Here is a 24,426-nt window from a genome sequence, read left to right on the forward strand (position 1 = left end):
ATTTCTATACAGTTTTGATTCTGCCTAAAGATAGAACCTAAGGGCTGTAAAAATCCTAGATCTCAGTATTCGCCCCCTAAAAGGCAGCTTGAAGCCTCTATCTTGAGAAAGAAAGCTATTGTTACCAGCTGGTCAATATTGTTCTAATCAACTTTTTAGCAGATATGGAAACAGATGATTTTTCAACCGAAAACTTAGAGCCATCAGCTAGTACAGCAGCAATCTCTCAGATTAATTTATTGACCATGTTCCGGTTAGGGCTGTTTCAGATGGGCTTAGGCATTATGTCTCTGCTCACATTGGGCGTCCTGAATCGCGTGATGATTGAGGAGCTGAAGGTTCCCGCTCTAGTGACGGCTGGGGCGATCGCCATGCATCAGTTTGTGGCTCCAGCGCGAGTTTGGTTTGGCCAGATGTCTGACTCCAAACCGTTTTTAGGCCATCACCGCACAGGTTATGTCTGGGTAGGGGCTGCCTTGTTTGCGATCGCCTCTTTCTTAGCAGTACAGGTGATGTGGCAATTAGGCATTAGCTTGCAAACTCAAGGCTGGACTCCTCAAACCTATGCTTGGGTAGGGCTGCTAGGGTTAGTTTTTGCCCTTTATGGCTTGGCGCTAAGTTCTAGCTCGACCCCCTTTGCCGCCTTATTAGTAGATGTCTCAGATGAAAATAACCGCTCTAAGCTAGTAGGCATTGTTTGGTCGATGCTGATGGTCGGCATTGTGATTGGAGCCATCATCATCAGTGTGGCGCTGAAACCACTGGCCTTGGATGCTCCGATCGCGACTGTACAAGCGTCGATCAACCGCATATTTATGATTATTCCAGCAGCAGTGTTTGGTTTGGCGTTGCTGGCAACGGTGGGGGTGGAGAAGAAGTACTCCTGCTACGCTTCTCGCTCCAGCTTGGTCGATCGCGAAGATAGCATTACCTTTGGTCGTGCCCTGAAGATTTTGACCGCCAATCGGCAGACTGGGCTGTTTTTCACCTTTCTCCTGGTAATGACAATTAGCTTGTTTATGCAGGAACCTGTGCTGGAGCCTTACGGAGCGCAGGTATTCCAGATGCAGATCTCAGAAACCACGAGGCTGAATGCTTTTTGGGGGCTGGGCACGCTGTTGGGCATTGGTTCCACAGGCTTTCTTGTAGTGCCGCGTCTGGGCAAGCAGAAGACGACTCGTTGGGGTTGCTTTTTGGTGGCATTGAGTTTTCTTTTGATTATTTCGTCGGGCTTTAGTCAAAATGCCAAACTGCTCCAAGCTGCTTTGTTCTTGTTCGGCTTGGCCTCTGGAATCACCACAACTGGAGCGATCAGTTTGATGCTCGATCTCACGGCAGCAGAAACGGCAGGCACTTTTATTGGCGCTTGGGGTTTATCTCAGGCAATGGCCAGAGCGCTAGCAACAGTGACAGGCGGAGCGGTACTCGACCTAGGCAAGAAACTGTTCAGCAATTTAGTTTTTGCTTATGGTCTGGTGTTTGCACTGCAAGCTTTGGGCATGGTGTTGGCAGTTTGGTTTTTGGGGCGGGTAAATGTGCAAGAATTTCGCAGCAATGCTAAACAGGCGATCGCAGCGGTGCTAGAAGGTGAGCTGGATTAATGACTGATTTTTGGACGACGATTCTGGACTTTGCTGAGGCAACGACGGCGAGAGTGGGTCAACAGTTGCTAGCAGATTTTGGTCAAGCGCAAGCGGCAGAAAAAGCTGATGGTAGCTTAGTCACGCAATCCGACCAATGGGCTGACCAGGAATTGCGAGAGGCGATCGCGGCGGCTTTTCCGGAGCATGGGGTGCTGAGTGAAGAGGTGGAGCACATTTTTCCGGGAACAGAATGGTGCTGGGTTATTGACCCGATCGATGGCACGACCAACTTTGCTCGTGGCATTCCGCTCTGGGGGATTTCTTTGGGATTGCTATATCGCGGGACACCTGTGTTTGGGTATGTGCATTTGCCGACACTAGGGCAATCATTTCATGGGTTTTGGTATGGTGATTCTGGGCTAAGTGGGCCGACTGGGGCGTTTCTGAATCGTCAGCCAATTCACAGCAGCGCAGATGAGCCTTCGCGGAATCACTTTTTTAGCTTGTGTGCTCGTAGTACAGCGGTGATGCAAAATCGCTTTCCTTGCAAGATTCGCATGTTGGGGGTGGCGACTTACAATCTGCTGACTGTGGCGCTGGGTTCGACTCTGGGGGCAGTAGAGGCAACTCCAAAAATCTGGGATATTGCAGCAGTATGGGCGATCGCACAGGCGGGTGGAGCAACCTGGGTGCCTCTGGAATCGGAGTCGATTTTTCCGCTGCAAGTAGGCCAAGATTACGGGGAGCGATCGTTTCCAACTTTGGTGGTGAGTCGGGGGGAGTTGGTGTCGTTTTTTAGGCCGTTTGTGGGGTTTTTGGAGAAATAGGGGTTGCTTGAGAAAACCAAGACCTTGAGGGCACCTGCCCTCAAACTCCCGCTGAGGGACGGTTGCGTCCCCCAGACCCCCTCCAAAAGTGGTTTAGTGGTTTGGAAGTTCTACTTTTTGTTCATTGCCAGGACACCGCCAAATAGCATCAGCAAGGCTCCAGCGAGGATGGCGATCGCGAGCCCGCCTAAGATCCAGTCCAGTCCAGCCGTATTTTCCATGTTGTGTCTGTGGGATGGCCTTCGAAAGTTATCAGAACCAAGTCAATGACTGGTTGCTGTAGGGGCAGGTTCTGTAGATGGCGTATCAACCTCGGTAAGTTCTTCTAGCTAAACCCGCCCTTGGTATTTAGGAAAAGATGAGAGAACTGAAATCACCACTGAAATCACAGGGACTCTCATCTTTCCTAAAATTAGGCCAAATAAATGTATTGGACAGGCTAATTAGCCTGGGCTGACAGGTTCTTTGGCGAGGAACTTCTCTAGCTCGGTGAGGGCATCCGCATCGACCTTAGTCTGCATGGGGCAGAACTTAGGACCACACATAGAGCAAAACTCAGCGGTTTTGTAGATGTCGGCGGGCAGGGTTTCGTCGTGGTACTCTTTGGCTCGCTCTGGGTCAAGCGACAACTCAAACTGGCGGTTCCAGTCAAAGTTGTAGCGAGCATGAGAGAGTTCATCATCGCGATCGCGAGCGCCTGGACGATGACGGGCAATATCCGCTGCGTGAGCTGCAATCTTGTAAGCAATCAAACCGTTACGAACGTCTTCGGCATTGGGCAAGCCCAAGTGTTCTTTGGGGGTGACGTAGCAAAGCATGGCGGTGCCGTACCAACCTGCCATTGCCGCCCCAATCGCCGAGGTGATGTGGTCGTAACCCGGTGCGATATCAGTCACCAGTGGCCCCAGCACATAGAAGGGCGCTTCTGAGCACTCTTCCATTTGCTTACGGACGTTGAACTCGATTTGATCCATTGGTACGTGACCCGGACCTTCCACCATTACCTGAACATCATGTTCCCAAGCTTTGCGCGTTAGTTGACCCAGAGTTTTGAGTTCAGCGAGTTGTGCTTCGTCGGAGGCATCGTGGGTGCAACCGGGACGCAGCGAGTCACCCAAGCTGAAAGAGACATCGTAGCGCTTGAAGATCTCAATGATGTCGTCGAAATGGGTGTAGAGGGGGTTCTGCTTGTGATGGGCCAACATCCACCGCGCCAAGATGCCACCACCACGCGACACAATCCCCGTAATCCGATTTCTGACAAGCGGCAAGTGCTCAATCAAAATCCCAGCGTGAATCGTCATGTAATCCACACCCTGTTGGGCATGCTTCTCGATGATATGCAGGAAATCATCGGGAGTGAGTTGCTCAATATTGCCGTGAACCGATTCCAACGCTTGATAGATAGGAACGGTGCCAATTGGTACAGGTGAAGCATTAATGATGGCGGTGCGAATCTGGTCTAAGTTGCCGCCCCCAGTGGACAAGTCCATCACCGTGTCAGCGCCATACTTCACTGCTAGGTGTAGCTTGGCAACTTCTTCGTCCATGTTGGAGGAGTTGGGGGATGCACCAATGTTGGCGTTGACTTTGCACTTCGAGGCAATGCCGATCGCCATTGGTTCCAGGTTGGTGTGGTTGATGTTCGCCGGAATAATCATCCGACCCCGTGCCACTTCATCCCGAATCAGATCGGCTGGAAGATTCTCGCGCTTGGCGACATAGCTCATCTCTTCTGTGATGATTCCTTGACGGGCGTAGTGCATTTGAGACACATTGCTCTGCCCGCGACGCTTCGCGATCCATTCTGTCCGCATATTGAGTTCCTCGATAAACAGCTTCCCTCCGCTGGTATTACCCAGGTTCAGGTTCTAAGGGTCTGATCTCAGCCTGACTCTCCAGGCACCCCTAGCTTGGTTAACGATTGTATCACCTGGGTCTTGGCGCGATCACCGAGTTCTCAAATCTCAGGAAACCTAAGTCTTTTGTAATCAAGAGAGTTACGGGGTGAGGAGGCGATCGCTCGAAGCAAATAGAACTGCGATCGCTGGGGCTGGACGGATAAGCCTTAGCTCACGGCTGCTCTCTATTGTGGAAAGAACACAGCGGAGGAGACATGAAAAAATTCTGCCAATCCTTTAATGTGATTAACTGTTAGCTTCCGGCGACCTTTGAGGATGTCGGACACAATAGATTCTGTCTTAAAAATGGGCACTAAGTCTTTCTGGCGAAGGTCTTGCTCCTCGATTAATACCTTGAGCAGCTCTACTCCATAGATATCAGGAATAAGTTCTTGGGTTTGCTCATATTCATACACAAGTGTGCCCAAGAGATTGAGGTAATCTTGTTCATCAGGTGTTAACTCTCCGCGATCGATCAACGAGTCAATCACCGTTTGAGCCGCTAACATTTCCGCCTCAGATTTGATTGGTCGAGGAGGAAAAGATTGTAGTAGTTCCATGTAGGAAATAGTGTTACTGATTCCACGGGTCATTTTTCCAATGTCCCTTGTCGTAGTCGGCATGAGTTAAGATGTGCCGGATAAAAATTTTCTTAGTTTGGTAGTCAATGTATGTAATCAGTCGATAGTTCTTTCCACTGATGTTGAAGACGGTTAAGTTACCCACTTGATCAGCAGAAGCAAAAGTTTGACGCAGTTCAACAAAATTATTTAGCGAGAGCGATCGCCCGAATCAAAATAGAACCGCGATCGCCCTATAGGTTAAACTCTAATCAACTGGACTCTGGCTAACTGCAATGTCCATTGCCAAAGATTTCACCCCTACCAATGATGAGTGGGAAGAGATTGTCTTTCCGCCCAGTGACCTGTTGAGTGACGAGCCTCCCTGGGAAACAGATTTACATCTGCGGCAAATGGTGCTGCTGATTCAGTGCTTGGAATGGTTGTGGCGCGAAGGAGGGCCTACGGCACGCAATGACTTTTACGCTAGCGGCAACTTGACGATCTACTACAGCCCTCAGCAAATCAAATCGAGAGATTTTAGAGGGCCAGACTTTTTTGTGGTTTTAGGCACAGAACGTAAGCCTCGTAAAAGCTGGGTGATTTGGGAAGAAAACGGCAAGTACCCTAACGTGATTGTAGAAATTCTTTCGGGTAGCACTGCTGCAACCGATCGAGGCTTGAAAAAGCAGTTGTATCAGGATACTTTTCGTACACCAGACTACTTTTGGTTTGCCCCTGAGACACTAGAATTTGCGGGCTTCTTCCTCACCAGTGGTCAATATCAAGCCATTGAACCGAATCCTCAGGGATGGCTCTGGAGCCAGCAACTTGGACTTTATCTAGGAATTTACGAAGACAAGTTGCGCTTCTTCACTGCCGACGGGAAACTCGTATCTAGTCCCCAGGAGGCCGCAGAACTTGCTCAACAGCAGGTGGAAGTAGCCCAGCAGCAAGTAGAGATAGCTCAGCAGCAGGCCGAAGATGAGCGGCGGCAAAAGGATCTCCTGCTAGCAAAGTTGCGAGAGCGAGGCATTGATCCAAACGCACTTTAGCGAATTGCCTAACTCCAAAACGATCGCTCCCACCAACCTCTAGACAAAAATCCCTTGTCCAGGTGCCAAGATATTGTCGGGGTCGTAGCTTTGCTTGGAACTGATGAGTTTGCCCCACCTAGGCTGAAAATGCTGCTTCCAATCGGCTGGCGTCATCGGAACCGTACCCACAGGATAACGGTAGCCTCCCAAAGCGCGATCGCGTTCAAACAGGTTACGGTTGGCGGCAACCATCTGGTTAATCACGGCTGGGTCAGGTGGCGCAGTCCGCAAAATCGCGAAGAGAAAGGCAATGTTTTCTCTGGGAACTCGAAAGAGTGGCCGATTAAAGCGCCAGGTTTTGACCGGGTAGAGCAAAATTGGGCCTTGACCTGTGTCTGCCAACGTTAGTGTCGAGACGACTTCGCCGATAAAGCGATCGACCTGGCTACTGGGTACAAACAGATTTAACCAAGGGTGAGGGAATGACCAAACGCCAATCGATTTAAGGGTTGCGACTACAGGGGCGAGACGGTTGGCGAAGTCAAAATAAGTGGGATCTGTAATTTGCTCTGAACCAGCTTGGTAGCTTAAACCAGCAAGCAACGCTACGTGATTCGGCTCATTGGGTGGCGTATAAAAGCTAACGGCCTCTATCATGTAGCGCCATCCACCATTCGGGGACGGTACTACTTGCCCTTCCACATAATCAAAGCGTTCTTCGCTAATCAACAGGCGTTGATCTTGAGTAAAGGTTGCCAGATCGTCATAGAAGAGCAGGAAAACGCGGGCTTGTTGCCTAGCAGGAATGAGACGAACGGTTGCTTGCACGATAATACCGCACTGCCCCAAACCTGCTAGCACTGCTTCAAACAGGGGTTTATTTTGTGTAGGTGAACAAGTTTCTAGCCTTCCCTGGCCTGTGACAACTTCTAATTCCAAAACTTGATCGACCTGTACGCCGTAGCGATGACTGGCTCCCCCAATGCCACCTGCTGACAACGTTCCGCCAATGGAAAGTTCTAGATAGTCAGTGAGAACGGGAGGGGTTAAGCCTTGAGCGATCGCAGCCTGCAAGAGTTCGAGCCAAAGTACGCCTCCTTGTACCTTCGCCCGGTCAGCGCCAATCTGGACAATTTGATTGAGGGTGCTCATGTCGATCACAATCCCTGCCTCAACTTGAGCCTGACCATTGCTGGAGTGACCCTGCCCTCGTGCCGCCACTTTGAGTTGATGAGTCCGGGCAAACTGCACAACTTTCACAATGTCGGTTTTAGAGCCTGGTTTGAGGACCGCGATCGGTTGGCGATGCACAATATGCCCAAAGTCATCGGCTGCGGCTTGTCGCGTTGCCTCATCGGTGTAGATCGCACCGTCTAATGGTGGAAGCTCAGCTAAGTTCAGACTCGATTGGGCGTTTGCAGCAGTCACCCAAGCTCGACTAATAACATCAAACCCAATCACAGTAGTACTAGCGAGTAACCCTTGGAGAAAAGTACGGCGTGAGGAGCGATCGTGCATAAACAAAAGCCTGCTTCAAGTACGGGGCAAAAGCGTATCCAACACAACCTCTTTAGTTTGGCTGCTCCGATAGATTTAATTCCAAGAAGAATTTCTTAAGGTTTCACTTTTGGCAGAAGCAAGGATTTTAATTTTTCTACCTATAGATAGATGATTACGTAAAAGCTATGGGATCAAAGACTTGAATATTTGTTATTCTCAGTACATTCCAGATTTTCCAAGTGTAAAAAGTTTTGGAATCGCCTTAAATCTCTAGCGCGATCGCGACCACTCACAGCGTTATTGTTTCTCGGCCCCTTAAAGCCACTTCAGCGCCATTGCTTCCCCACCGAAACCGCATGAAGTGAATCTTGCTTTTTAGTCGTTGCAACCGAGAGCACATTGAACCTAGAGCCAGAGCGATCGCTAGGGAAAACTCCAGCTACCTGTAAGCCAAAATCACAATGAAGAAAGGACTTTGGAGCCTACTACTTGCGCTACTCATACTTTGGTCATTTTCGTTGCCAGCTTTTGCATCTCCAGCTCCGGTGCTGAGTCAAGCTCAGAGCAATACTTCTGAGAGCCTTGCTCAGGGCAATTGCCCTAGACCGCTCCAAAGTGCGATCGCTCCAGAACCATTGTCAGCAGCCATTAGCATCAATCCTGAAGGTTTACCTCGTATTGGTGTCGCTCGCATTCGCTCTCGCATTCTGCCGGGTGTGGTCATTGGCGGGCATCATGAAGGCGTTCTCAAAATTCTTCAACAACGCTATACCGCTTCTGGGCAGTTAGATGAACAGCTAGAAGATGCAGCTTTACAAGCGATTGAGGATGAATTGGTGGATGCTGGCTACAACGTGGGCAGATCAGAGCAGCATTCGGTGTTTGATGAGCAACTGATGGAAGAATCTGAACCCGTTAGATTCTTAGTGGGGGGCAAGATTACCAAAGTAGAACTGAATTCTTACAGTTCTTTCTTCAACAGCAGAACTTCAGACCAAAGAACGATTCAGTGGGAAATCTTCGATCGCGACACCAATAAAGTGATTGTGCGACAGGCAACTACAGGTCAGGCTGAGGTGGAGGGCATTGATAACCCTGCGGCCACCTATGAAGCAATTCGCGCCAGCTTTAAGGTTCTCCTTGCCCAGCCCAGCTTTGCTAACTCCCTACAGCAGGCGGTGGGACGAGATTTAGCGCCAACTGCGGCCAAGACTTACCAAATTGCCGCTCTGTCTAGCTCCCAACTTCCCCTCTCTACAGAGCAAATTGCTAGCCATACAATTCCTTCTGTAGTTTGGATTCGCACTCCAACGGGACGAGGTACGGGCTTTGTGATCGACTCATCTGGCTTGATTTTGACCAATCAGCATGTGGTGGGTTCCGCTTTCTCAGTCAAAGTGAAGCTGTATGATGGGTCAACCCAAACGGGACGAGTGCTGAAGCGCAATGCTGCTTTTGATGTCGCGCTGGTCAAACTCGAAGGGGACGTTGGCAATCTTCCCGCTTTAGCGATCGCGGATCTTAGTGCGGTCAAGGTGGGGCAAGAAGTAGTAGCGATTGGCAATCCCATCGCTTATTCCAACACGGTGACCAAAGGCATTGTCAGTGGCATTCGCACCATTGGTAGCCGAGACCTGATTCAAACCGATGTTGCGATCAACCCTGGTAACAGTGGTGGCCCACTCCTAAACCAGCAAGGCGCTGTCATCGGGATTGTGACCGAAAAAATGGTGAGTCGAGGCATTGAAGGACTGGGCTTTGCCCTCCCAATCAGCGAATCCTTGCAGAATCTCGATGTGTTTGTGCAACCATCAAGATCTGCCAAGTCTATGGCTATGTAGGGGTTGGGTAGTCTAACGGAGCGCGATCGCTGCCCTATCGCTGCCCTATCGCTGCCCTATCGCTGCCAAGTAATCGGCACGTGCGGTTGAGAAGGCCAATTGACAGAGGGTTTCTGTTGAGTTTCTTCATCTAAAACTTTGACCACTCGGTTGTAGATGTCTTCTGCTTGCTGAAGTGAGTTGCCAATGCTAGTAACTCCCACTTTGCCAAACTCAGATAACGCTCCCATCAGATGAAACACAGTTCCCGTTTCAGTACTGCTGTCAAAGTGCAACTGATGGTGGGCGATGATGTCCATCAGGTCGTTGGGGAGCAACCCGCGATAGCGTTCTTTTTGTAGGTTATCGGTGGCCATGTAATACTTAGGTCGCCCTTGTTGGCTGTAGAACAAGCCACTAGAGAGGTCATAGCGACCGTTGGTGAGAAACTTTAGGGTCATGAAGGGGTGAGTCGTCCCCCCTTTACGCAAATTAATTTCGATCGCCTGCAAGTCCCATTGGGTTTGTTCAGTTTGGGGATCGTGATGTGGCACCGCGAGAAAATCAACCCCAAATCGCTCTAGAACCCCTTTGGCCGCTAGATTCTTGCCTACTTGTCGTCCTAACTCTTGCAGTTTTAAACGGTAAGATTCATCGGCGGGAAAGCGGCAACCTAAATAAATTTGTCCATCAGGGCCACCGAGAATTTGATCGTGGGTAGAGAGAATTTCTACCTCGCCTGTCGGGGTAATGCGACCTTGCACACTGGGCGATCGCTTTTCCTCTCCTTCAATGAAGGCCTCGGCGATCGCTCCTAGTTCCGGAATGCGGCTACTAAAGTTACTCCAAACCTCAGACTTCGCCTGAAAGCTCATACTTTCAAAGCGATCGCCAATAGTGCTCACTCGTTCTGCGTGAGTTGCCTGTCCCGGAGCCAAGCTGAGAATGGGACGGAGATCTAGAAGGGCATTGCCTTCACCGGAAAAGCCTTCATTCAACTTCACCACCATGCGTTGCAAGTGAGGTTGGCGCTCCCACAACTCTGCTGCCACCTCGGCTAGTTCGTCTATACTCTTCACTAACTCGCTACCGTCGGGGCAGGGAACCCCAGATTCAGCAAAGATTTGGCGGCTACCGCTTTTTGTCCCCCAGTACAACAGATCTGGATCAAGAGCATATAGAGGTACATTGAGCTGACAAGACAAATCCCGCTCCAAGGGGCTGGAGTTGTAGCAGATCATAAAGGTCTTGTCAGGGCGCAACGCCTGCCGAATCCGCTCCATCAAGCGCGGACGCTCTAAAATCTTCTGAGTTAGCGAGGTGGATGCAGAATCGTAGGTAGAAAACAGCAACAGGCGATCGCGAGCATGGGAAAAGGGAATCCCAGGCAACAGTTGCAGATAGTAATCAATGATGCTGGGGTGCAGCGGCTGCGACGTGATGTAAATCAGCCGAGTCCGAGGGTTACGCAGACGAATCAGTGAGAACAACAACCGTTCTTCGTAGTGGTGTACCCCCTGAATCTTGAGCAACTCTCGCTGATCTAAGCTCAGGGAAGGAATCACGACAATATCCGCATCGCTCGGATCGAACGACTCTATCGCCTGCCAGCGATCGGCCAACAAACCCTGTAGATGGTGAAACTGCTCTGCCTGCTCGGAGGAAGAAAAATCAAGAGTTTGCATGAGCTTCTAAGGCTTGCCCTGCCTCAGCGATGCTTACACCTGCGATTTTACCTGTATAGTGGCAAATCACACCTCTATCAATCGACTGGCAGAAATGAGGAAACGCTAAAATTTGTAGCTTAGAACGCGGACTACAGAGCCTTCCTGGGGCAGATCACCCGGTTTGATAGTGATGCCATCGTTTTGCACTTGGCGAATATTAGCTCCCTCCATCAAGGCAAGAAACTCATCTACAGAAGTCAAATCGCAACTCGCGCTATCAGCCGCTGTTGTCCGGTAATGGGTCGGAATGATCACCTTCGGATTCAAAATCTGCACTGCTTGCTTGGCTTCCTGAGCGTTGTAGGCTTTAGGGCCACCTCCTACCGGAATCAGCAGTACATCAGGCCGTCCCATCAGAATCTTTTGCTCAATGGAAATAGGAGCTGCGGCTCCACCGAGATGCAGCACAGTAATGCCACCTTGCTGCCATCGCCAAGCTACATTGGTGCCAAAGCGTCGTCCACCCTGGCGATCGTGGTCAATGCTGATGCCTTGGAGTTGCAGACCCGCAACTTGATACGCTCCTGGCTGATACAACAACTTAGGCTCGCCAGGGATTTCTTCCACAGCTCCTTCATCTAGCAACTGACTGCTGATGAGAACTAAATCGGTACTTACGTTGGGGCTACGATACCCAGATGTGCAGCCTAGTTGGCGAAACGGATTGGTGAGGACGCGCTGTCCGCTACCTGTAAACAAAAATGAAGTATGACCTAACCACTTAATTGACAAGCCATTGTTGGTCTGAGCTTGATAAGCCTCAAATCCAGAAGCTAGACCCATACCCCCAGCAGCCAACAAACCTGCTTGCGCGTAACGCATGAACTGTCGCCGTTTCATCTTTCTCCTCACGTTCCCTGTGTTTGCATCCAACTCGCGCAACTCGTAACCAGCAGCTAACTGCTAGCGATGAGTGGGTAAGCTTAACGCCACTGCTCAACGCTAACCATTGACACTAGCCATTGACGCTAACTATTGAGAGGAGCATCGATCGCTCAATCTCCCCCTAAACAGGCTACAGGATTTTCCGGCGCTAACTGCTAAGCGCTAATGACTAAGCCTTAACCGCCAACTGGCGATCGCTCACCGACAATAGAAAGTTCCGCAATAGCTGCTTACCTGACTGAGTCAAAATACTCTCTGGATGAAATTGGACGCCTTCGATATGAGGATAGTTCCGATGTCGCACCCCCATAATCGTGCCGTCATCTACCCAAGCGGTCACTTCCAGAGCATCCGGGCAGGTTTGTGGCTCAATCACCAAGCTATGATACCGAGTCGCGGTGAACGGGTTTTCTAGGTCTCGAAACACTCCAAGCCCTGTGTGGTGAACTTGCGAGGTTTTGCCATGCATCAATTCTGAGGCTCGGACAATATTGCCGCCGAAGACTTGCCCAATACTTTGATGACCTAAGCAAACTCCCAAAATGGGTAGAGTTGGCCCCAACTGGCGAATCAGCTCCAGAGAAACTCCTGCATCTTCTGGGCGACCTGGCCCTGGGGAAATCACCACACCATCAGGCTGGAGTTGCTGCACTTGCTCTAGAGAAATTTTGTCGTTGCGGTAGACCTGAACTTCTGCCGCGACGGGTAGCTCGACACCGAGTTCACCCAGATACTGCACCAGGTTGTAAGTAAAACTGTCGTAGTTATCAATAACAAGAATCAAGATTGACTCCTAGAAGGTAGGAACTAGGGCTGGTGAACCAACCTGTTAATTGTTTGCCAATCTCTAGCGTAAAGCAGATTGCAAAAACGTCAGAAGTGGGGATAATAGCAGTGAACCCGCGACCAAAATAGCAGCGATCGCCGAAATAAGGACCGCTCCCGCCGCACAGTCTTTGGCAATTTTAGCGAGTTCATGGTACGACTGCTTCACCGTCAGGTCAACGACCGACTCCAGCGCCGTATTGAGTAATTCCATTGCCAACACCGCCCCAATGGTTAGGCTGATAATTGACATCTCCACCGCACTTAGCCTTAAAAAAGCACCCAAGCCAACCGCTAGAGTGCCCACGATGACGTGAATTCTGAAGTTGCGTTGGGTGCGGAAGGCGTAACTCAAGCCAGCCCAAGCATATTTAAAGCTGACCCACAAGTTACCAGCAACCCGCCAGGACAGATCCCGATTTGGTTTAGCAATTACCTTATCACTCACTTTGTTGGAGGTCTGAGTTGAGAGATCTGGAGACATAGGCGCGGAAGCACAGGTGTTAGGGAAGTTAGGCAAGCGGCTCTCCTTTGGAGTAGCAGTCTATCCTGTTCTAGTAGCAAAACCAACAACCTGTAGCAGAGCTTCTTGCTGACTTAACATTCGCATCAAATGGTCATCATCAGGATGGTCCCATCCCAAAAGATGTAACAACCCATGTGCTGCCAGCCAAGCTAGCTCGTAGGACAAGTCATGGCCTTGCTGGTCTGCTTGCCGCTGTGCGGTCTCTACAGAGATCACAATGTCTCCCAGATATAAAGGGAGCTCCTCAATTTGGGGACTGTCTACTTCTAAGGCGGCAAAGGCCAGGACATCCGTTGGTTTGTCTATCTGCCGATATTGAGCATTCAGCGTTTGGATTTCAGTGTCATCTGTGAGCCGCAAGCTCAGCTCGTAGGCTTGGTCTAAGTCCAGAGAAATTTGCTCCTCTGGCGCGATCTGGCTCAGCGACTCCAGCCAATCCTGAAACCAGGTTTCCCACTTCTCTAAAGGAATGGGAGCTAAGGTAAGTGAACCAGGTGCGATCGCCTTAGTTAGAGGCAGTTCTAGCAGCTCGGATTCTACATCGACACTTTCATCCTCAGGAGATGAGTAGAAGCAATCCTGAACACTGACTTCAACTTGCACGCTTGAGTCTCCTCATCAATCCATTAGTCAGCCACACACCATCAAGTCAGCCACACCCAATTGTCTAACGAGACTAGCGAGTCAAATAGGCCAAGCCAACCAAAACCCCGATCAAACCCACGGTGGTTAAAGTAAAGTGCCACAGCGATGTGCCCCGCTTGCGGACCATATTCCGCATGGCTAACTTGACGTAACTGGGGGGCGGAGAAGTTGCGGGAGTGGTTGGAGCAGAGTCACTGCTAGAGTCAGCGGCAGGTGCAGTTCCCGGTTCCGCAGACGGTTCTACAGATAGCGATTCTACAGCTAAAGGATCTGAATTCATAACCCTCATCAAAGCAATTTTGGTTCAGTTAGGTAGGAGTTCACCGCGAAACAACGGCTAGCCTCCTGCCTCAATGTAACAATTTGGTTGCAAACTCATCACCTCTATTGTCTCATCAGTGACTTAGAGCAGAGTGGCTTAGAAACTGACAGGTTCGGCAACTGTTACGGCACCTTTAAGGTCAATTTGTAGAGCTTTAACCAGCGGAGTAATCCCTTGTTCCACCCAAGCATTCGCGATCGCGGCTTCTACATTGGCCGCTTGTTGGCTGTTGGTCAGGGCGAGTAGGGTAGGGCCTGCGCCACTGATCACCAAGCCATAGGCTCCAGCCGCGATCGCGGTATCTTGTACGGCAGCGTAGCCAGGAATGAGGGTTTGGCGATAGGGCTGATGGATACGGTCTTGGAGGGCAGCACGCAGCCACTTGCCGTTCCCTGTTTCTAAGGCACGAACTAGCAGACCCAGGTGGGCAGTGTTGAAGATAGCATCCGCGCGGCTGTAGTCACTGGGCAAGACACGGCGAGCTTCAGCCGTCGAAAGTTCAAAATTAGGAATTGCCACCACAGGCACAATATCGCTGTGCCAAGGAATATCACAGATTTCCCATTTACCTTCCGGGTTAGTCGCAGCCAAACGGCACCCTCCAATCAACGCGGGCACCACATTATCTGGGTGGCCTTCCATCGCGATCGCCAGTTGCATCACCTCAGTGGCAGAGAGGGGTGAACCAGCCAGCACATTGGCTCCGACCAAACCTCCGACGATGGCTGTGGCAGAGCTGCCCAAACCGCGAGCTAAGGGAACCCCTAGTTGAATAGTGATCTGGACAGGCGGTGGCGTTTGGCCTAAGTGCTCATAGAGTTTGGCAAAAGCTTGGTAAGCTAAGTTGCTTTCATCCGTTTTGACGCGATCGGCTTCTAACCCTTCTACTATGATCTGCACCCGCTGTTGCGCACCCACTTCTAGACCCACCAAGAGATGGGCAAATTGGAATTGGTTGTACACCGTCAAAGCCGCACCTAAACAATCGAACCCTGGCCCAATATTGGCAGTTGTCGCGGGAACAGTGACAGTAACAGTGGGACTCAACGACATCACAAATACCTATTAGCAGCGATCGCAAACTTTGATTCCTTGCAAACCTGATCATAAAGCCCTGAAGTCACCTTCCCAAACGCGATCGCCCCTTCTATAAGCCTCTGTAAAGACCCCCTGTCCCAGCAATGCGCGTGAATCAAATACCGTTAAACCCACTTTTGGAGGGAGTCTGAGGGACGCAACCGTCCCTCAGCGGGGGTTTGGGGGCAAGCGCCCCCAAGGGTTCGGTTTTAGTAGAACATTCAACCCCTCACCAGCCACCCAAAATTGACTAGAGTGAAAGAACAAACATGATTCAACCCACCCAGATCCAAGCGATCGACCTTCTGTGACTAATTCACCCTTCGCCGCCGAACGCCTCCTCTTCACCCCTGCCACCCCCCATCCTGACGCGATTCCCGCTATCTTTGCCTTCCCGAACGACTACAACGTCGGCATTACTAGCTTGGGCTATCAAGTCGTGTGGGCAACTTTGGCATCGCGATCGGATCTGCAAGTCAGCCGACTGTTTACTGATGTCCACGAACCCCTGCCAGCCCAACCAGAACTCCTCGGCTTCTCTGTGTCTTGGGAACTGGACTATGTCAACATTTTGGGCTTGCTAGAATCCTTAGATATTCCGATTCGAGCCAGCGATCGCACTGATGACCACCCATTAGTCTTCGGCGGTGGCCCCGTCCTGACTGCCAACCCCGAACCCTTCGCCGACTTCTTTGATGTAGTGCTGCTCGGAGATGGCGAAATTCTACTGGATGCGTTGATTGCCGCTTATAAAGAAGTGCGCGGCAGCGATCGCCAAACTCAACTCCGACACCTAGCTCAAGTCCCAGGAATTTACATTCCCAGCTTGTATGAGGTAACTTACCAAAGTCCAGAGGGAGCGATCGCCACCATTCAGCCAATCGACTCCACCATCCCCGCCCAAGTCGAAAAGCAAACTTATCGCGGCAATACCCTCTCCGCCTCAACTGTTGTCACCGAAAAAGCCGCTTGGGAAAACATTTACATGGTGGAAGTGGTGCGGAGCTGCCCCGAAATGTGCCGCTTCTGCCTCGCCAGCTATCTAACGCTGCCCTTCCGTACCGCTGATGTGGAAGCATCCTTAATTCCGGCGATCGAGCAAGGGTTAAAGGTTACCAATCGCCTGGGCTTGCTAGGAGCTTCTGTCACCCAACATCCAGAATTTGATGCCTTGTTGGATCACCTCAGCCAACCTCAATACGACCAAGTGCGGCTGAGCATTGCGTCCGTGCGAACTAATACTCTCACCGAGAAACTCGCGCGAACCTTAACTCAGCACGACACTCGCTCCATCACGATCGCCGTAGAAAGTGGCTCAGAGCGATTGCGACAAATCATCAACAAGAAGCTGCACAACGACGAAATCACCCAAGCGGCAGTTAATGCTAAAGCGGGGGGCTTAAGCAATCTCAAGCTCTACGGTATGGTGGGGGTTCCCGGTGAAGAACCGGATGACTTAGAGCAAACCGTGGCGATGTTGCGTGGTCTCAAAAAAGCGGCTCCAGGTGTGCGTCTCACCTTTGGCTGTAGCACCTTCGTGCCCAAGTCTCATACCCCGTTCCAGTGGTTTGGGGTAAATCGCCAAGCGGAGAAGCGGCTGCAATTCTTGCAAAAACAACTGCGATCGCAAGGTATCGACTTCCGACCGGAAAGCTACAACTGGTCAGTGATTCAAGCCTTGATCTCCAGGGGCGATCGCCGTCTCTCACATTTGCTAGAACTCACTCGCCACTATGGAGATTCTTTGGGCAGCTATCGTCGTGCCTTCAAAGAACTGCGGGGACAGCTACCAGACCTAGAGTTTTATGTCCATGCGGATTGGACTCCAGATCTGGTGCTACCGTGGCAGCACTTGAAAGGGCCGTTACCCCAACCCACCTTACTAAAACACCTCGCAACATCCACAGCGCTCTTTAACTGGGAGCACCAAGCCGCACTAGAGCAACAGTTAAGCGTTTCAGCGGCAGTAAAATGAGGGTTTGCGCTGAGCCCTAATCCATGCAAAACACGGCTGAATACTTTTGCGCCTTTTGTGGTGAACCCAACCTAACCTTCGTAGACTTTAGCGCTGGGGGACAGCAATCCTACATCGAAGATTGCCAAGTTTGCTGTCGCCCCAATGTGCTTTATGTGCGTATTGATGAAGACACGCTGGACATCGAAATTGACAGTGACTATGAAGGCTAGAGCTTTGGCAATCTCTCTATTTTCGTCTTGAACTTGGCGCTAAAGCACCAGTTCTCTGAGAATTCTTACAAAGGGTTATCTCCCCTTCAAATTCTTGTTGCTTTCAACTACCTTAAGAGCTATAACTTCTTGTTCCAGTTTGTTACTCATCGTTATGACACGTCAAGATTTACAGTCAGAGGATGGATTGAAGGGTAATCAGTTGCCCCGTGAAACTGAGGAGGCAAAAAGTTTTGAAGAGTTGCTGGATTACCTGTGGCAAAATCACGAGTTTGACTTCTCGGGCTACAAGCGTCCTAGTTTGATGCGTCGAACTCAACTACGGATGTCGGCAGTGCAAGTTGAAAGCTATAGCGCCTACCTTAACTACCTCAAAAAGCATCCCAAGGAGTTTATTGATCTCTTTAAGTCGATTGAGATCAACGTCACGGATTTCTTTAGAGATGCTTTCGTTTGGGATTATGTAAAAACTGTAGTCATTCCCCGCATGATTAGCAGCAAACCACCTAATGGGCTGATTAAGGTTTGGAGTGCTGGGTGTGCTTCGGGAGAGGAAGCTTATACGGTGGCAATTCTGCTAGCTGAAGCTTTAGGGATAGAAGAGTTTAAGCAGCGAGTTCGTATCTATGCCACCGATGTTGATCAAGAAGCGGTGGTTCAAGCTCGTCGAGGTAGGTATTCAGAATCGCAGGTTCTGGGTGTGCCTGCTAATTTCTTAGCAAAATACTTTGAACGAACTGATGATAGTTATGTGTTTCGCCAAGACTTACGCCGTTCTATTGTTTTTGTCCAACGCAACTTGATCCTCAATTCTCCTTTTTCTCAGATTGACTTGTTGCTGTGCCGCAATACTTTGTTTTATCTAAATATTGAAGGTCAAATTCGAGCCTTGGTCCGCTTCCACTTCGGGCTAGAAAATGGTGGTTTGCTGGTACTGGGTCAGTCTGAACTACCGACCCTATGTATTGAGAATGTGCTCTTCACTCCGGTTAGTTTGCAGCATCGAGTGTTTGCTAAAGTGCTAAAGCCTAACTTGGTGAAACTGCTACCTAGAGCATTCCGAAAGCGCCGCTGCCAAGGTTGAAACCTTGGCAGCGGCGCTCGATCGTTTGTTGATTGTCAAAGCTAAGCAACTTTTAACGCCGTTCGGCATCCACTCGCTGAGCGACCCCAACAGGTTGGAAGCGTTTGGCAAAGTTAATGAATTTAGGAATTTTGTCTCCAGTAATGTTGAGCACAGGTAGGTTGTGAGTCTCCTTGGCAGAGTTGTTGCCATAGCCAAAGCTAATCAATGTTTGCTCTTTGCGACCTTGGCCATAAGCGCTAACAACATCTCGCACCAGGTTGCAACCCATGACAAAACGGCCCATGTTGATGTCGCCATTGCCCGCAAAGTAGTTCCACTCCACACTCTGCCAATCGCTAGTAGCGCAGTAGAGATTAGCGACTTCAAACATTTTGGCTAAATGCACATCGTAAAGTCGCAGATCACCACCATAGGCCGAGCGAGTGGTGTTGCGATCGGGCACGATGAAAATGCCACGAGCTTGTCCTCCCTGAATGGCTGGCAAGAAACGAACGCTACTAATGGGGACGACTGTGCTTGATGCGGTAGTGCTGGCAGCGATCGCAACAGGGAAACTATCACCACCCATCGCAGGTCTGAATTCAGAACTAACCGCAGGCCGAAACTGCTGCACAGTATCTTGAAATCGGGTCAGCCGATCGCCTCGTAAATTCAAAGTTGGGACATATTCAATCGTGTTTGCTCCCGTAACGCGATAGTTTACGGGTGTTGGTTCCGAGTTGGTCAAACCGTAAGCATCCACCACCTGCTGGGCCATCTGGCAACTAATCGAAAACTGATCCAAATTCCGAGTGCCATTGCCTGCTACATATTGCCATTGCACCCGTTGAATGTGAGGCCGCAACTGGTCACAGTGGGCAAAAGTGACTTCAAACATTTTGGCCATGTGTAGGTCGTAGCGGCTAAGACCAGCGTTAGAACGCTCCGAAACATCGCGATCGGGCACGATCAGGGTCAATTGTTCCTGACCACTTTTTTGCATCGGTTCAATTTCGATCGCCGTGATATTCGTACTGGGACGAGCCAAGACGGGCTGAATGACTCCGAGAGTACTAAGAGTGACGCAGATAGAAGCACTGATTGTGAGAGACGGTTTGAACATAGGAAGCCTGACACACCAAAGCAATAAACAAAGCAACTAAAGCCTGATTGATAAATAGCTACAGTCGCGATCGCCGTAATTTCCGATCTTGGCGTGACCGATGTTGCAAAAATTGCAACGGCTCAGATCGGTGGCTGAAACGATGTCATGGTAGGAGGCAATCGTTGCGATCTAGCGATTCTTTCTACTCCTAAGAGTTTAAGTATGAAATTTGCCTATATTTTGCCTGCTGCTACGTTGCTGCTCGTTGGCACGCTAGGAGCGATCGCCCACTTTACTGTTGCTCAATCTGTAAGTCAGGTACCTATGCGCTCTACGATTGTGAATCCCAATCCCGGTGATGACGTTGTTAATTCCACTTCTACCCTGCCGCCGGGTGGTTTATTTGGGCAAAAGGATGGGCAGCAGCAAGCTTTTGTGCTGAAGCATACTGAGGTGAAGGCTAAGGTATCAGGTAACATTTCGCGGGTGGAAGTCACCCAAACCTTTGAAAATCCCTTTAAAGATCCCCTAGAAGCTATCTATGTCTTTCCCCTGCCCGATGAAGCAGCGGTGGATGATATGGAAATTAAAATTGGCGATCGCGTGATCAAGGGAGACATCAAGAAGCGGGAAGAAGCACAGAAAATCTATGAGCAGGCGAGGCAGCAAGGCCGTACCGCAGGACTACTAGAGCAAGAGCGAGACAACATTTTTACCCAGTCTTTAGCCAATATTCGACCGGGTGAACAGATTGAGGTAACGATTCGCTACAGCGATAGCCTCAAGTTTGAGGGCGGCGATTACGAATTCGTCTTTCCGATGGTGGTAGGGCCGCGCTACATTCCTGGCAACGCGATCGGCAATAGCGGCGATACCGATGTGGTACCCGATGCTTCCCGCATTACGCCTCCAGTGCTCAAACCTGGTACCCGCTCTGGTCATGATATTGGGGTCACGGTTGAGATTGATGCAGGCGTACCTGTGCAAGAAGTGCGATCGCCTTCCCACAAGCTGAGAGTTGAGCCAAAGGGCAACACCACCCAGGTGCAACTGGTGACAGGAGATACGATTCCCAATAAAGATTTAATTCTGCGCTATCGGGTGGCGGGCCAAGACACGCAAGCCACCGTACTGACTCAAGCCAACGATAAAGGCGGGCACTTTGCGGCGTACCTGATTCCGGCTGTGCAGTACCGCAGTAATGAGATTGTGCCGAAGGATGTGGTGTTTTTGATGGATGCCTCTGGCTCTCAGCAAGGCGATCCCTTAGCGAAGTCCCAAGAACTGATGCGGCGCTTTATCAATGGGCTGAATCCGAACGACACTTTCTCGATTATTGATTTTGCCAATACTGCGACTCAACTTTCTCCCGCCCCACTGCCCAACACTCCTGCCAATCGGGCCAAGGCGATCGCCTATATCAACCAGTTAGATGCCAATGGCGGCACCGAACTGATGAATGGCATCCAAGCCGTAATGAACTTTCCGGCGGCGGAATCGGGTCGTTTACGGAGTGTGGTACTGCTGACCGACGGTTATATTGGCAACGAAAATCAGGTGATTGCGGAAGTGCAACGACAACTGAAACCGGGAAATCGCCTTTATAGTTTTGGAGTCGGTAGCTCGGTCAATCGCTTTTTAGTCGATCGCCTGGCAGAAGTAGGACGTGGCACGTCCCAAGTCATTCGCCAAGATGAGCCAACTCAGCAAGTGGCAGAGAAGTTTTTCCGACAAATTAACAATCCAGTCCTGACCAATGTTCAAGTAACTTGGCAAGGCTCCGGTGCCGCTCCAGAGATGTATCCTTTAGCAGCTCCTGACTTATTTGCCAGTCAACCTTTGGTTCTGTTTGGGCGTAAAAGCGATCGCACCAGTGGCAGCTTGAAAATTACCGGAACAGCAGCGGGGGGTGAGCGCTATGAAAAAACGCTCAGAGTCAACTTTGACTCAGGAAAAAGTAATCCAGCGATCGCTCAACTTTGGGGCCGCGCCCGGATCAAAGACTTGATGAATCAGATGTTTGGTGGCGAAACTACATCCGGCGTAGCGGCAGTCACAGATACGGCCTTGGCTTATCGCCTGCTCTCGCAATACACGGCTTTTGTAGCAGTCAGTGATGAGGTGCGGGTTAATCCGGATGGTACTAGCCAACGGGTGCAAGTGCCAGTAGAAATGCCAGAGGGAGTCAGCTATGAAGGTGTCTTTGGTAATGCTCAAGATGCTGCGGTGGGGGCAGGTGCTGCTTACTCAATGGCTCCCATGCCTGTGATGGCTCCATCACCACCTGGTCGTTTGGCGGGACGGCGAGTGGGAAGTGGCAACCAATCATCAACAGTAGCGAGTCCTCCAGTAGCTAAGACGCGTGTCACTTCTGAGGCGACAGACATGACACAGATGCCAGAGGCGATCGCTCCCTCATCTACCAACCCCCGCTTGCAAGTCGTGAGCATTACAGGTTTAGATCCGGCGAAAATGCCTGTTCTGACTCAATATCTACAGCGTTTGAATCTGCCAACTGGATTCAGTGGTGATGTAGTGTTGGAGTTCTCGGTGCAGAGCGGGCGGGTCGGTCGCATTTTATTGGATGACCAGGCTTCTACCTTGAAGGAAGCGGCTGTGGTTGATGTGATCAAGCGATCGCTTTTAACTTGGCAACCAGCGTCAGGGGTGACGGGTACGGTGAAGGTGGTGTTACGTCTGCGGTAGTTTTACTCTTTGCAGAATCAAGAAATTGGGGGCACTCGCCCCCAAACCCCCGCTGAAGGACGGCTGCGTCCTCCAGACCTCCTCCAGAAGGAAAGGCAAGAATCTAGTTCCCCCAAGTTTGGGGGCTAGGGGGCCTCTAGTGCTGCCTATGTGTTGGAAGACTGTCGTAAGCAAACAGTGGTGAGTCGAGGCAACCTGCCGAAAGGCGATCGCGTGCAGCTCAAACAACTGTTACGGAAGCAGTATGGTCAGTTTCAGTGGAAAAGCTCCAATCAAGGGATGGATGTGTTTAGCGATCGCTACGTCTTTAATGGCCGAGGTTCGCAAAAGCCCACTTTGGCAGAGCAAGCAGCTTTGAATCAGGATTTGGCGCAATTAGCAGGCAAGTTGGCTCAGCGATCGCAAAGCCTACCTTTGGTTCTGCCACGGACAACCCAGAACTGATGAAGCAGCATCCGCTAAGTTGCCTAATTACACCTGTGGGGAATCCTAAGACTAAGGACTTTCTGGTGAGACTAGGGTGCATATGGCAAATCCGGAACACCTTGCTTTGCTGGAGCGAGGAGTAACTGGCTGGAATCAGTGGTGGACGACCCAGGCTATAAGTAGTCCACCAGTGGGTGTCTCTGTAGACACCATGAATCTGAGAGATGCCAATCTGAGTAAGGCAAATCTGAGGGGAATCAACTTAGAGGCGGCTGACCTCTGTTTAGCCAACTTTGAGACGGCAGATCTCTATCGGGCTCAGTTGATGCGAGCTAGCCTCTACACAGCTAATTTGTACCAAGCCAAACTGAGAGAAGCCAACTTGAGCAAGGCTGACTTACGGGAAGTGAACTTGCGCTATGCCGACCTCTGCATGGCAAATTTGACTGAAGCTAATCTCAGTCAAGCAGACTTGGAAGGCGCGACGCTTTACACGGCGACTTTATGTAAAGCAAACCTGCGAGAAGCCAATCTCTATAAGGCAGATTTGCGGGAAGTGGATCTGAGTGTAGCGAAGCTGCGGGAGGCCAATCTCAGCCGCGCTAATTTAAGTATGGCTAACCTCTGCATGGCCGACTTTATTGGCGCGACCCTGCACGAAGCTAATCTGACCATGGCGAATCTCAGCATGGCGAACTTTTGTATGGCCAACTTGATGGGCACTACGCTTTACAAAGCGATGCTGATCGGGGCGAATTGTATTGGCACTAACCTTTACAAAGCCAACCTGAGCCGAGCCAATTTCAGCAAGGCTGATTTGCGGGAAGCAACCTTAAGCCAAGCCAATCTGAGCCAAGCTGACCTAAGCAACGCTAACTTGTGTATGACCAATTTGCGCGGAGCCAACCTCAAAGGCGCTTGTCTAGCAGGTGCGAATCTCAACTGTGCCACCTTGGAGGGAGCCAATCTATCAGGAGCCAATCTCAATAAAGCCACGCTAGAAGGGGCTTGTCTACGAGGAGCCATTATGCCTGACGGATTTAGCCTTAGCTCAATTTAATCTAGCGATCGCTCTATTCTAGTTGTCCTAAACCTGTCTTGAACTTATCCTAAACCTGTCTAGCGTGGGCTTGCAGCACTAGTTTGGGCGGGAGAAGCTTGGGCTGTGTCTGGCTCAGCACTGTTGAGGGGAGGTCGCAACGCCAGGTAGATCACGGGGCCTACCAGGGGTAATGAAGCCGCCCAGAAGATCCGAGGATTTTGTAGCCCCCGACGAGCCATGTCATCACCAAGCACTGTCGGAAACAGCAGGCACAGCAAGCAAAAATCTAAACTCATGACGTGGATGAAGCGGCTGGTTTGCCATTGCGCTACAAAATCACTCCAGTCACCTGCGATCGCGCCATAGCTCACCAAGGCGATCGTACCCAATGCTAGAACGACACCTGTCCAACGGGAGTCCAGCAGCTTGATTACAGCAGTTTTAGAGCCAGTAAAGCCTGAATTGGGGTGGCGCAGAGCTAAGTAAGGCAGCAGCGCAAAGGCTCCAACTCCGAATGACCCCGCTACAAAAGGCCAAGGGGGTTGCAAATAAATAACACCCCTGTCAAGCAGGAAGAATGGTGATATCCCATTTGGGTAAAGTTTCAGACCGTTGCCAGAAGGGGAGATAGGATTCTAATTCCTCAGCCAGCAATTTGA

Annotated in this window: 23 protein-coding genes and 1 riboswitch; of the genes, 10 read left to right on the forward strand and 13 right to left on the reverse strand. The window is 50.5% G+C overall.

Annotation, left to right across the window (positions count from 1 at the left end; all coding sequences use genetic code 11):
* Window positions 1-245 precede the first annotated feature (245 nt).
* A complete protein-coding gene (locus KME12_17385) occupies window positions 246-1,601 on the forward strand; it encodes a BCD family MFS transporter (GenBank protein ID MBW4489558.1) in 1,356 nt (451 codons plus the stop codon).
* Window positions 1,601-2,410, forward strand: coding sequence for an inositol monophosphatase family protein (locus KME12_17390; GenBank protein ID MBW4489559.1), 810 nt, complete (start codon window positions 1,601-1,603; stop codon window positions 2,408-2,410). The genes KME12_17385 and KME12_17390 overlap by 1 nt, the downstream gene beginning before the upstream one ends.
* Window positions 2,411-2,853: 443 nt before the next feature.
* On the opposite strand, the gene thiC is transcribed toward KME12_17390, so the two are convergent.
* From thiC to KME12_17405, 3 genes are all read right to left on the reverse strand, one after another.
* Complete coding sequence (gene thiC, locus KME12_17395; protein ID MBW4489560.1) at window positions 2,854-4,227, reverse strand: phosphomethylpyrimidine synthase; 1,374 nt, start codon at window positions 4,225-4,227, stop codon at window positions 2,854-2,856.
* A gap of 6 nt (window positions 4,228-4,233) precedes the next feature.
* Window positions 4,234-4,330, reverse strand: a riboswitch (TPP riboswitch).
* A gap of 166 nt (window positions 4,331-4,496) precedes the next feature.
* Window positions 4,497-4,904, reverse strand: coding sequence for a transcriptional regulator (locus KME12_17400; protein ID MBW4489561.1), 408 nt, complete (start codon window positions 4,902-4,904; stop codon window positions 4,497-4,499).
* Complete coding sequence (locus KME12_17405) at window positions 4,885-5,067, reverse strand: type II toxin-antitoxin system HigB family toxin (protein ID MBW4489562.1); 183 nt, start codon at window positions 5,065-5,067, stop codon at window positions 4,885-4,887. The genes KME12_17400 and KME12_17405 overlap by 20 nt, the downstream gene beginning before the upstream one ends.
* 100 nt (window positions 5,068-5,167) lie before the next feature.
* Between KME12_17405 and KME12_17410 the strand changes: the two genes are divergently transcribed.
* Entirely contained in the window at window positions 5,168-5,926 is a 759-nt protein-coding gene (locus KME12_17410; GenBank protein MBW4489563.1) for a Uma2 family endonuclease, read from the forward strand.
* 39 nt (window positions 5,927-5,965) lie between these two features.
* On the opposite strand, the gene KME12_17415 is transcribed toward KME12_17410, so the two are convergent.
* Window positions 5,966-7,426 (reverse strand): FAD-binding protein, encoded by a 1,461-nt coding sequence (locus KME12_17415; GenBank protein ID MBW4489564.1) that lies wholly within the window; start codon window positions 7,424-7,426, stop codon window positions 5,966-5,968.
* Between the two features lie 443 nt (window positions 7,427-7,869).
* Between KME12_17415 and KME12_17420 the strand changes: the two genes are divergently transcribed.
* Entirely contained in the window at window positions 7,870-9,249 is a 1,380-nt protein-coding gene (locus tag KME12_17420; protein ID MBW4489565.1) for a trypsin-like peptidase domain-containing protein, read from the forward strand.
* Window positions 9,250-9,305: 56 nt separating this feature from the next.
* On the opposite strand, the gene KME12_17425 is transcribed toward KME12_17420, so the two are convergent.
* From KME12_17425 to KME12_17455, 7 genes are all read right to left on the reverse strand, one after another.
* A complete protein-coding gene (locus KME12_17425) occupies window positions 9,306-10,913 on the reverse strand; it encodes a carboxylate-amine ligase (protein MBW4489566.1) in 1,608 nt (535 codons plus the stop codon).
* A 105-nt stretch (window positions 10,914-11,018) separates the two neighbouring features.
* A complete protein-coding gene (locus KME12_17430; protein ID MBW4489567.1) occupies window positions 11,019-11,795 on the reverse strand; it encodes an MBL fold metallo-hydrolase in 777 nt (258 codons plus the stop codon).
* A 214-nt stretch (window positions 11,796-12,009) separates the two neighbouring features.
* Window positions 12,010-12,624: an aminodeoxychorismate/anthranilate synthase component II gene (locus KME12_17435; GenBank protein ID MBW4489568.1), complete on the reverse strand. Its 615-nt coding sequence runs from the start codon at window positions 12,622-12,624 to the stop codon at window positions 12,010-12,012.
* Between the two features lie 63 nt (window positions 12,625-12,687).
* Window positions 12,688-13,149: a diacylglycerol kinase family protein gene (locus tag KME12_17440; GenBank protein MBW4489569.1), complete on the reverse strand. Its 462-nt coding sequence runs from the start codon at window positions 13,147-13,149 to the stop codon at window positions 12,688-12,690.
* 60 nt (window positions 13,150-13,209) lie between these two features.
* Window positions 13,210-13,719: an rRNA maturation RNase YbeY gene (gene ybeY / locus KME12_17445; protein ID MBW4489570.1), complete on the reverse strand. Its 510-nt coding sequence runs from the start codon at window positions 13,717-13,719 to the stop codon at window positions 13,210-13,212.
* Window positions 13,720-13,867: 148 nt separating this feature from the next.
* Window positions 13,868-14,116 carry a DUF3285 domain-containing protein gene (locus tag KME12_17450; protein MBW4489571.1) on the reverse strand — a complete coding sequence of 83 codons (249 nt, stop codon included), beginning with the start codon at window positions 14,114-14,116 and terminating at the stop codon, window positions 13,868-13,870.
* A 138-nt stretch (window positions 14,117-14,254) separates the two neighbouring features.
* Window positions 14,255-15,211, reverse strand: coding sequence for a homoserine kinase (locus KME12_17455; GenBank protein ID MBW4489572.1), 957 nt, complete (start codon window positions 15,209-15,211; stop codon window positions 14,255-14,257).
* Between the two features lie 331 nt (window positions 15,212-15,542).
* Here KME12_17455 and KME12_17460 point away from each other — a divergent pair, with 331 nt between their 5' ends.
* The 3 genes from KME12_17460 (at window position 15,543) to KME12_17470 (ending at window position 18,506) form a co-directional block, all read left to right on the forward strand.
* Window positions 15,543-17,210 (forward strand): B12-binding domain-containing radical SAM protein, encoded by a 1,668-nt coding sequence (locus KME12_17460; GenBank protein MBW4489573.1) that lies wholly within the window; start codon window positions 15,543-15,545, stop codon window positions 17,208-17,210.
* Window positions 17,211-17,233: 23 nt separating this feature from the next.
* Complete coding sequence (locus tag KME12_17465) at window positions 17,234-17,422, forward strand: CPXCG motif-containing cysteine-rich protein (protein MBW4489574.1); 189 nt, start codon at window positions 17,234-17,236, stop codon at window positions 17,420-17,422.
* A 154-nt stretch (window positions 17,423-17,576) separates the two neighbouring features.
* Complete coding sequence (locus KME12_17470; protein ID MBW4489575.1) at window positions 17,577-18,506, forward strand: protein-glutamate O-methyltransferase CheR; 930 nt, start codon at window positions 17,577-17,579, stop codon at window positions 18,504-18,506.
* A 52-nt stretch (window positions 18,507-18,558) separates the two neighbouring features.
* Here KME12_17470 and KME12_17475 read toward each other — a convergent pair whose 3' ends face one another.
* Entirely contained in the window at window positions 18,559-19,611 is a 1,053-nt protein-coding gene (locus KME12_17475; protein ID MBW4489576.1) for a hypothetical protein, read from the reverse strand.
* Window positions 19,612-19,815: 204 nt separating this feature from the next.
* Between KME12_17475 and KME12_17480 the strand changes: the two genes are divergently transcribed.
* The 3 genes from KME12_17480 to KME12_17490 all read left to right on the forward strand — a co-directional run bounded on the left by KME12_17480 (window position 19,816) and on the right by KME12_17490 (window position 23,785).
* Window positions 19,816-22,299 (forward strand): after-VIT domain-containing protein, encoded by a 2,484-nt coding sequence (locus tag KME12_17480; protein ID MBW4489577.1) that lies wholly within the window; start codon window positions 19,816-19,818, stop codon window positions 22,297-22,299.
* Window positions 22,300-22,449: 150 nt separating this feature from the next.
* Window positions 22,450-22,743: a hypothetical protein gene (locus tag KME12_17485; protein ID MBW4489578.1), complete on the forward strand. Its 294-nt coding sequence runs from the start codon at window positions 22,450-22,452 to the stop codon at window positions 22,741-22,743.
* Between the two features lie 82 nt (window positions 22,744-22,825).
* Window positions 22,826-23,785, forward strand: a complete 960-nt coding sequence (locus tag KME12_17490; GenBank protein ID MBW4489579.1) for a pentapeptide repeat-containing protein — start codon at window positions 22,826-22,828, stop codon at window positions 23,783-23,785.
* A gap of 59 nt (window positions 23,786-23,844) precedes the next feature.
* Here the strand turns inward: KME12_17490 and KME12_17495 are convergent, their stop codons facing one another.
* Window positions 23,845-24,315, reverse strand: coding sequence for a hypothetical protein (locus tag KME12_17495; protein MBW4489580.1), 471 nt, complete (start codon window positions 24,313-24,315; stop codon window positions 23,845-23,847).
* Between the last annotated feature and the right edge of the window lie 111 nt (window positions 24,316-24,426).

This window comes from Trichocoleus desertorum ATA4-8-CV12, assembly GCA_019358975.1.
GTDB classification, from domain to species: Bacteria; Cyanobacteriota; Cyanobacteriia; order FACHB-46; family FACHB-46; genus Trichocoleus; species Trichocoleus desertorum_A.

Coding starts and splice junctions, on each gene's coding strand:
- KME12_17385 (MBW4489558.1), top strand. CDS start 246: ATGTTCCGGTTAGGGCTGTTTCAGATGGGCTTAGGCATTATGTCTCTG.
- KME12_17390 (MBW4489559.1), top strand. CDS start 1,601: ATGACTGATTTTTGGACGACGATTCTGGACTTTGCTGAGGCAACGACG.
- thiC (MBW4489560.1), bottom strand. CDS start 4,227: ATGCGGACAGAATGGATCGCGAAGCGTCGCGGGCAGAGCAATGTGTCT.
- KME12_17400 (MBW4489561.1), bottom strand. CDS start 4,904: ATGACCCGTGGAATCAGTAACACTATTTCCTACATGGAACTACTACAA.
- KME12_17410 (MBW4489563.1), top strand. CDS start 5,168: ATGTCCATTGCCAAAGATTTCACCCCTACCAATGATGAGTGGGAAGAG.
- KME12_17415 (MBW4489564.1), bottom strand. CDS start 7,426: ATGCACGATCGCTCCTCACGCCGTACTTTTCTCCAAGGGTTACTCGCT.
- KME12_17420 (MBW4489565.1), top strand. CDS start 7,870: ATGAAGAAAGGACTTTGGAGCCTACTACTTGCGCTACTCATACTTTGG.
- KME12_17425 (MBW4489566.1), bottom strand. CDS start 10,913: ATGCAAACTCTTGATTTTTCTTCCTCCGAGCAGGCAGAGCAGTTTCAC.
- KME12_17430 (MBW4489567.1), bottom strand. CDS start 11,795: ATGAAACGGCGACAGTTCATGCGTTACGCGCAAGCAGGTTTGTTGGCT.
- KME12_17440 (MBW4489569.1), bottom strand. CDS start 13,149: ATGTCTCCAGATCTCTCAACTCAGACCTCCAACAAAGTGAGTGATAAG.
- KME12_17450 (MBW4489571.1), bottom strand. CDS start 14,116: ATGAATTCAGATCCTTTAGCTGTAGAATCGCTATCTGTAGAACCGTCT.
- KME12_17455 (MBW4489572.1), bottom strand. CDS start 15,211: ATGTCGTTGAGTCCCACTGTTACTGTCACTGTTCCCGCGACAACTGCC.
- KME12_17465 (MBW4489574.1), top strand. CDS start 17,234: ATGCAAAACACGGCTGAATACTTTTGCGCCTTTTGTGGTGAACCCAAC.
- KME12_17470 (MBW4489575.1), top strand. CDS start 17,577: ATGACACGTCAAGATTTACAGTCAGAGGATGGATTGAAGGGTAATCAG.
- KME12_17475 (MBW4489576.1), bottom strand. CDS start 19,611: ATGTTCAAACCGTCTCTCACAATCAGTGCTTCTATCTGCGTCACTCTT.
- KME12_17480 (MBW4489577.1), top strand. CDS start 19,816: ATGAAATTTGCCTATATTTTGCCTGCTGCTACGTTGCTGCTCGTTGGC.
- KME12_17490 (MBW4489579.1), top strand. CDS start 22,826: ATGGCAAATCCGGAACACCTTGCTTTGCTGGAGCGAGGAGTAACTGGC.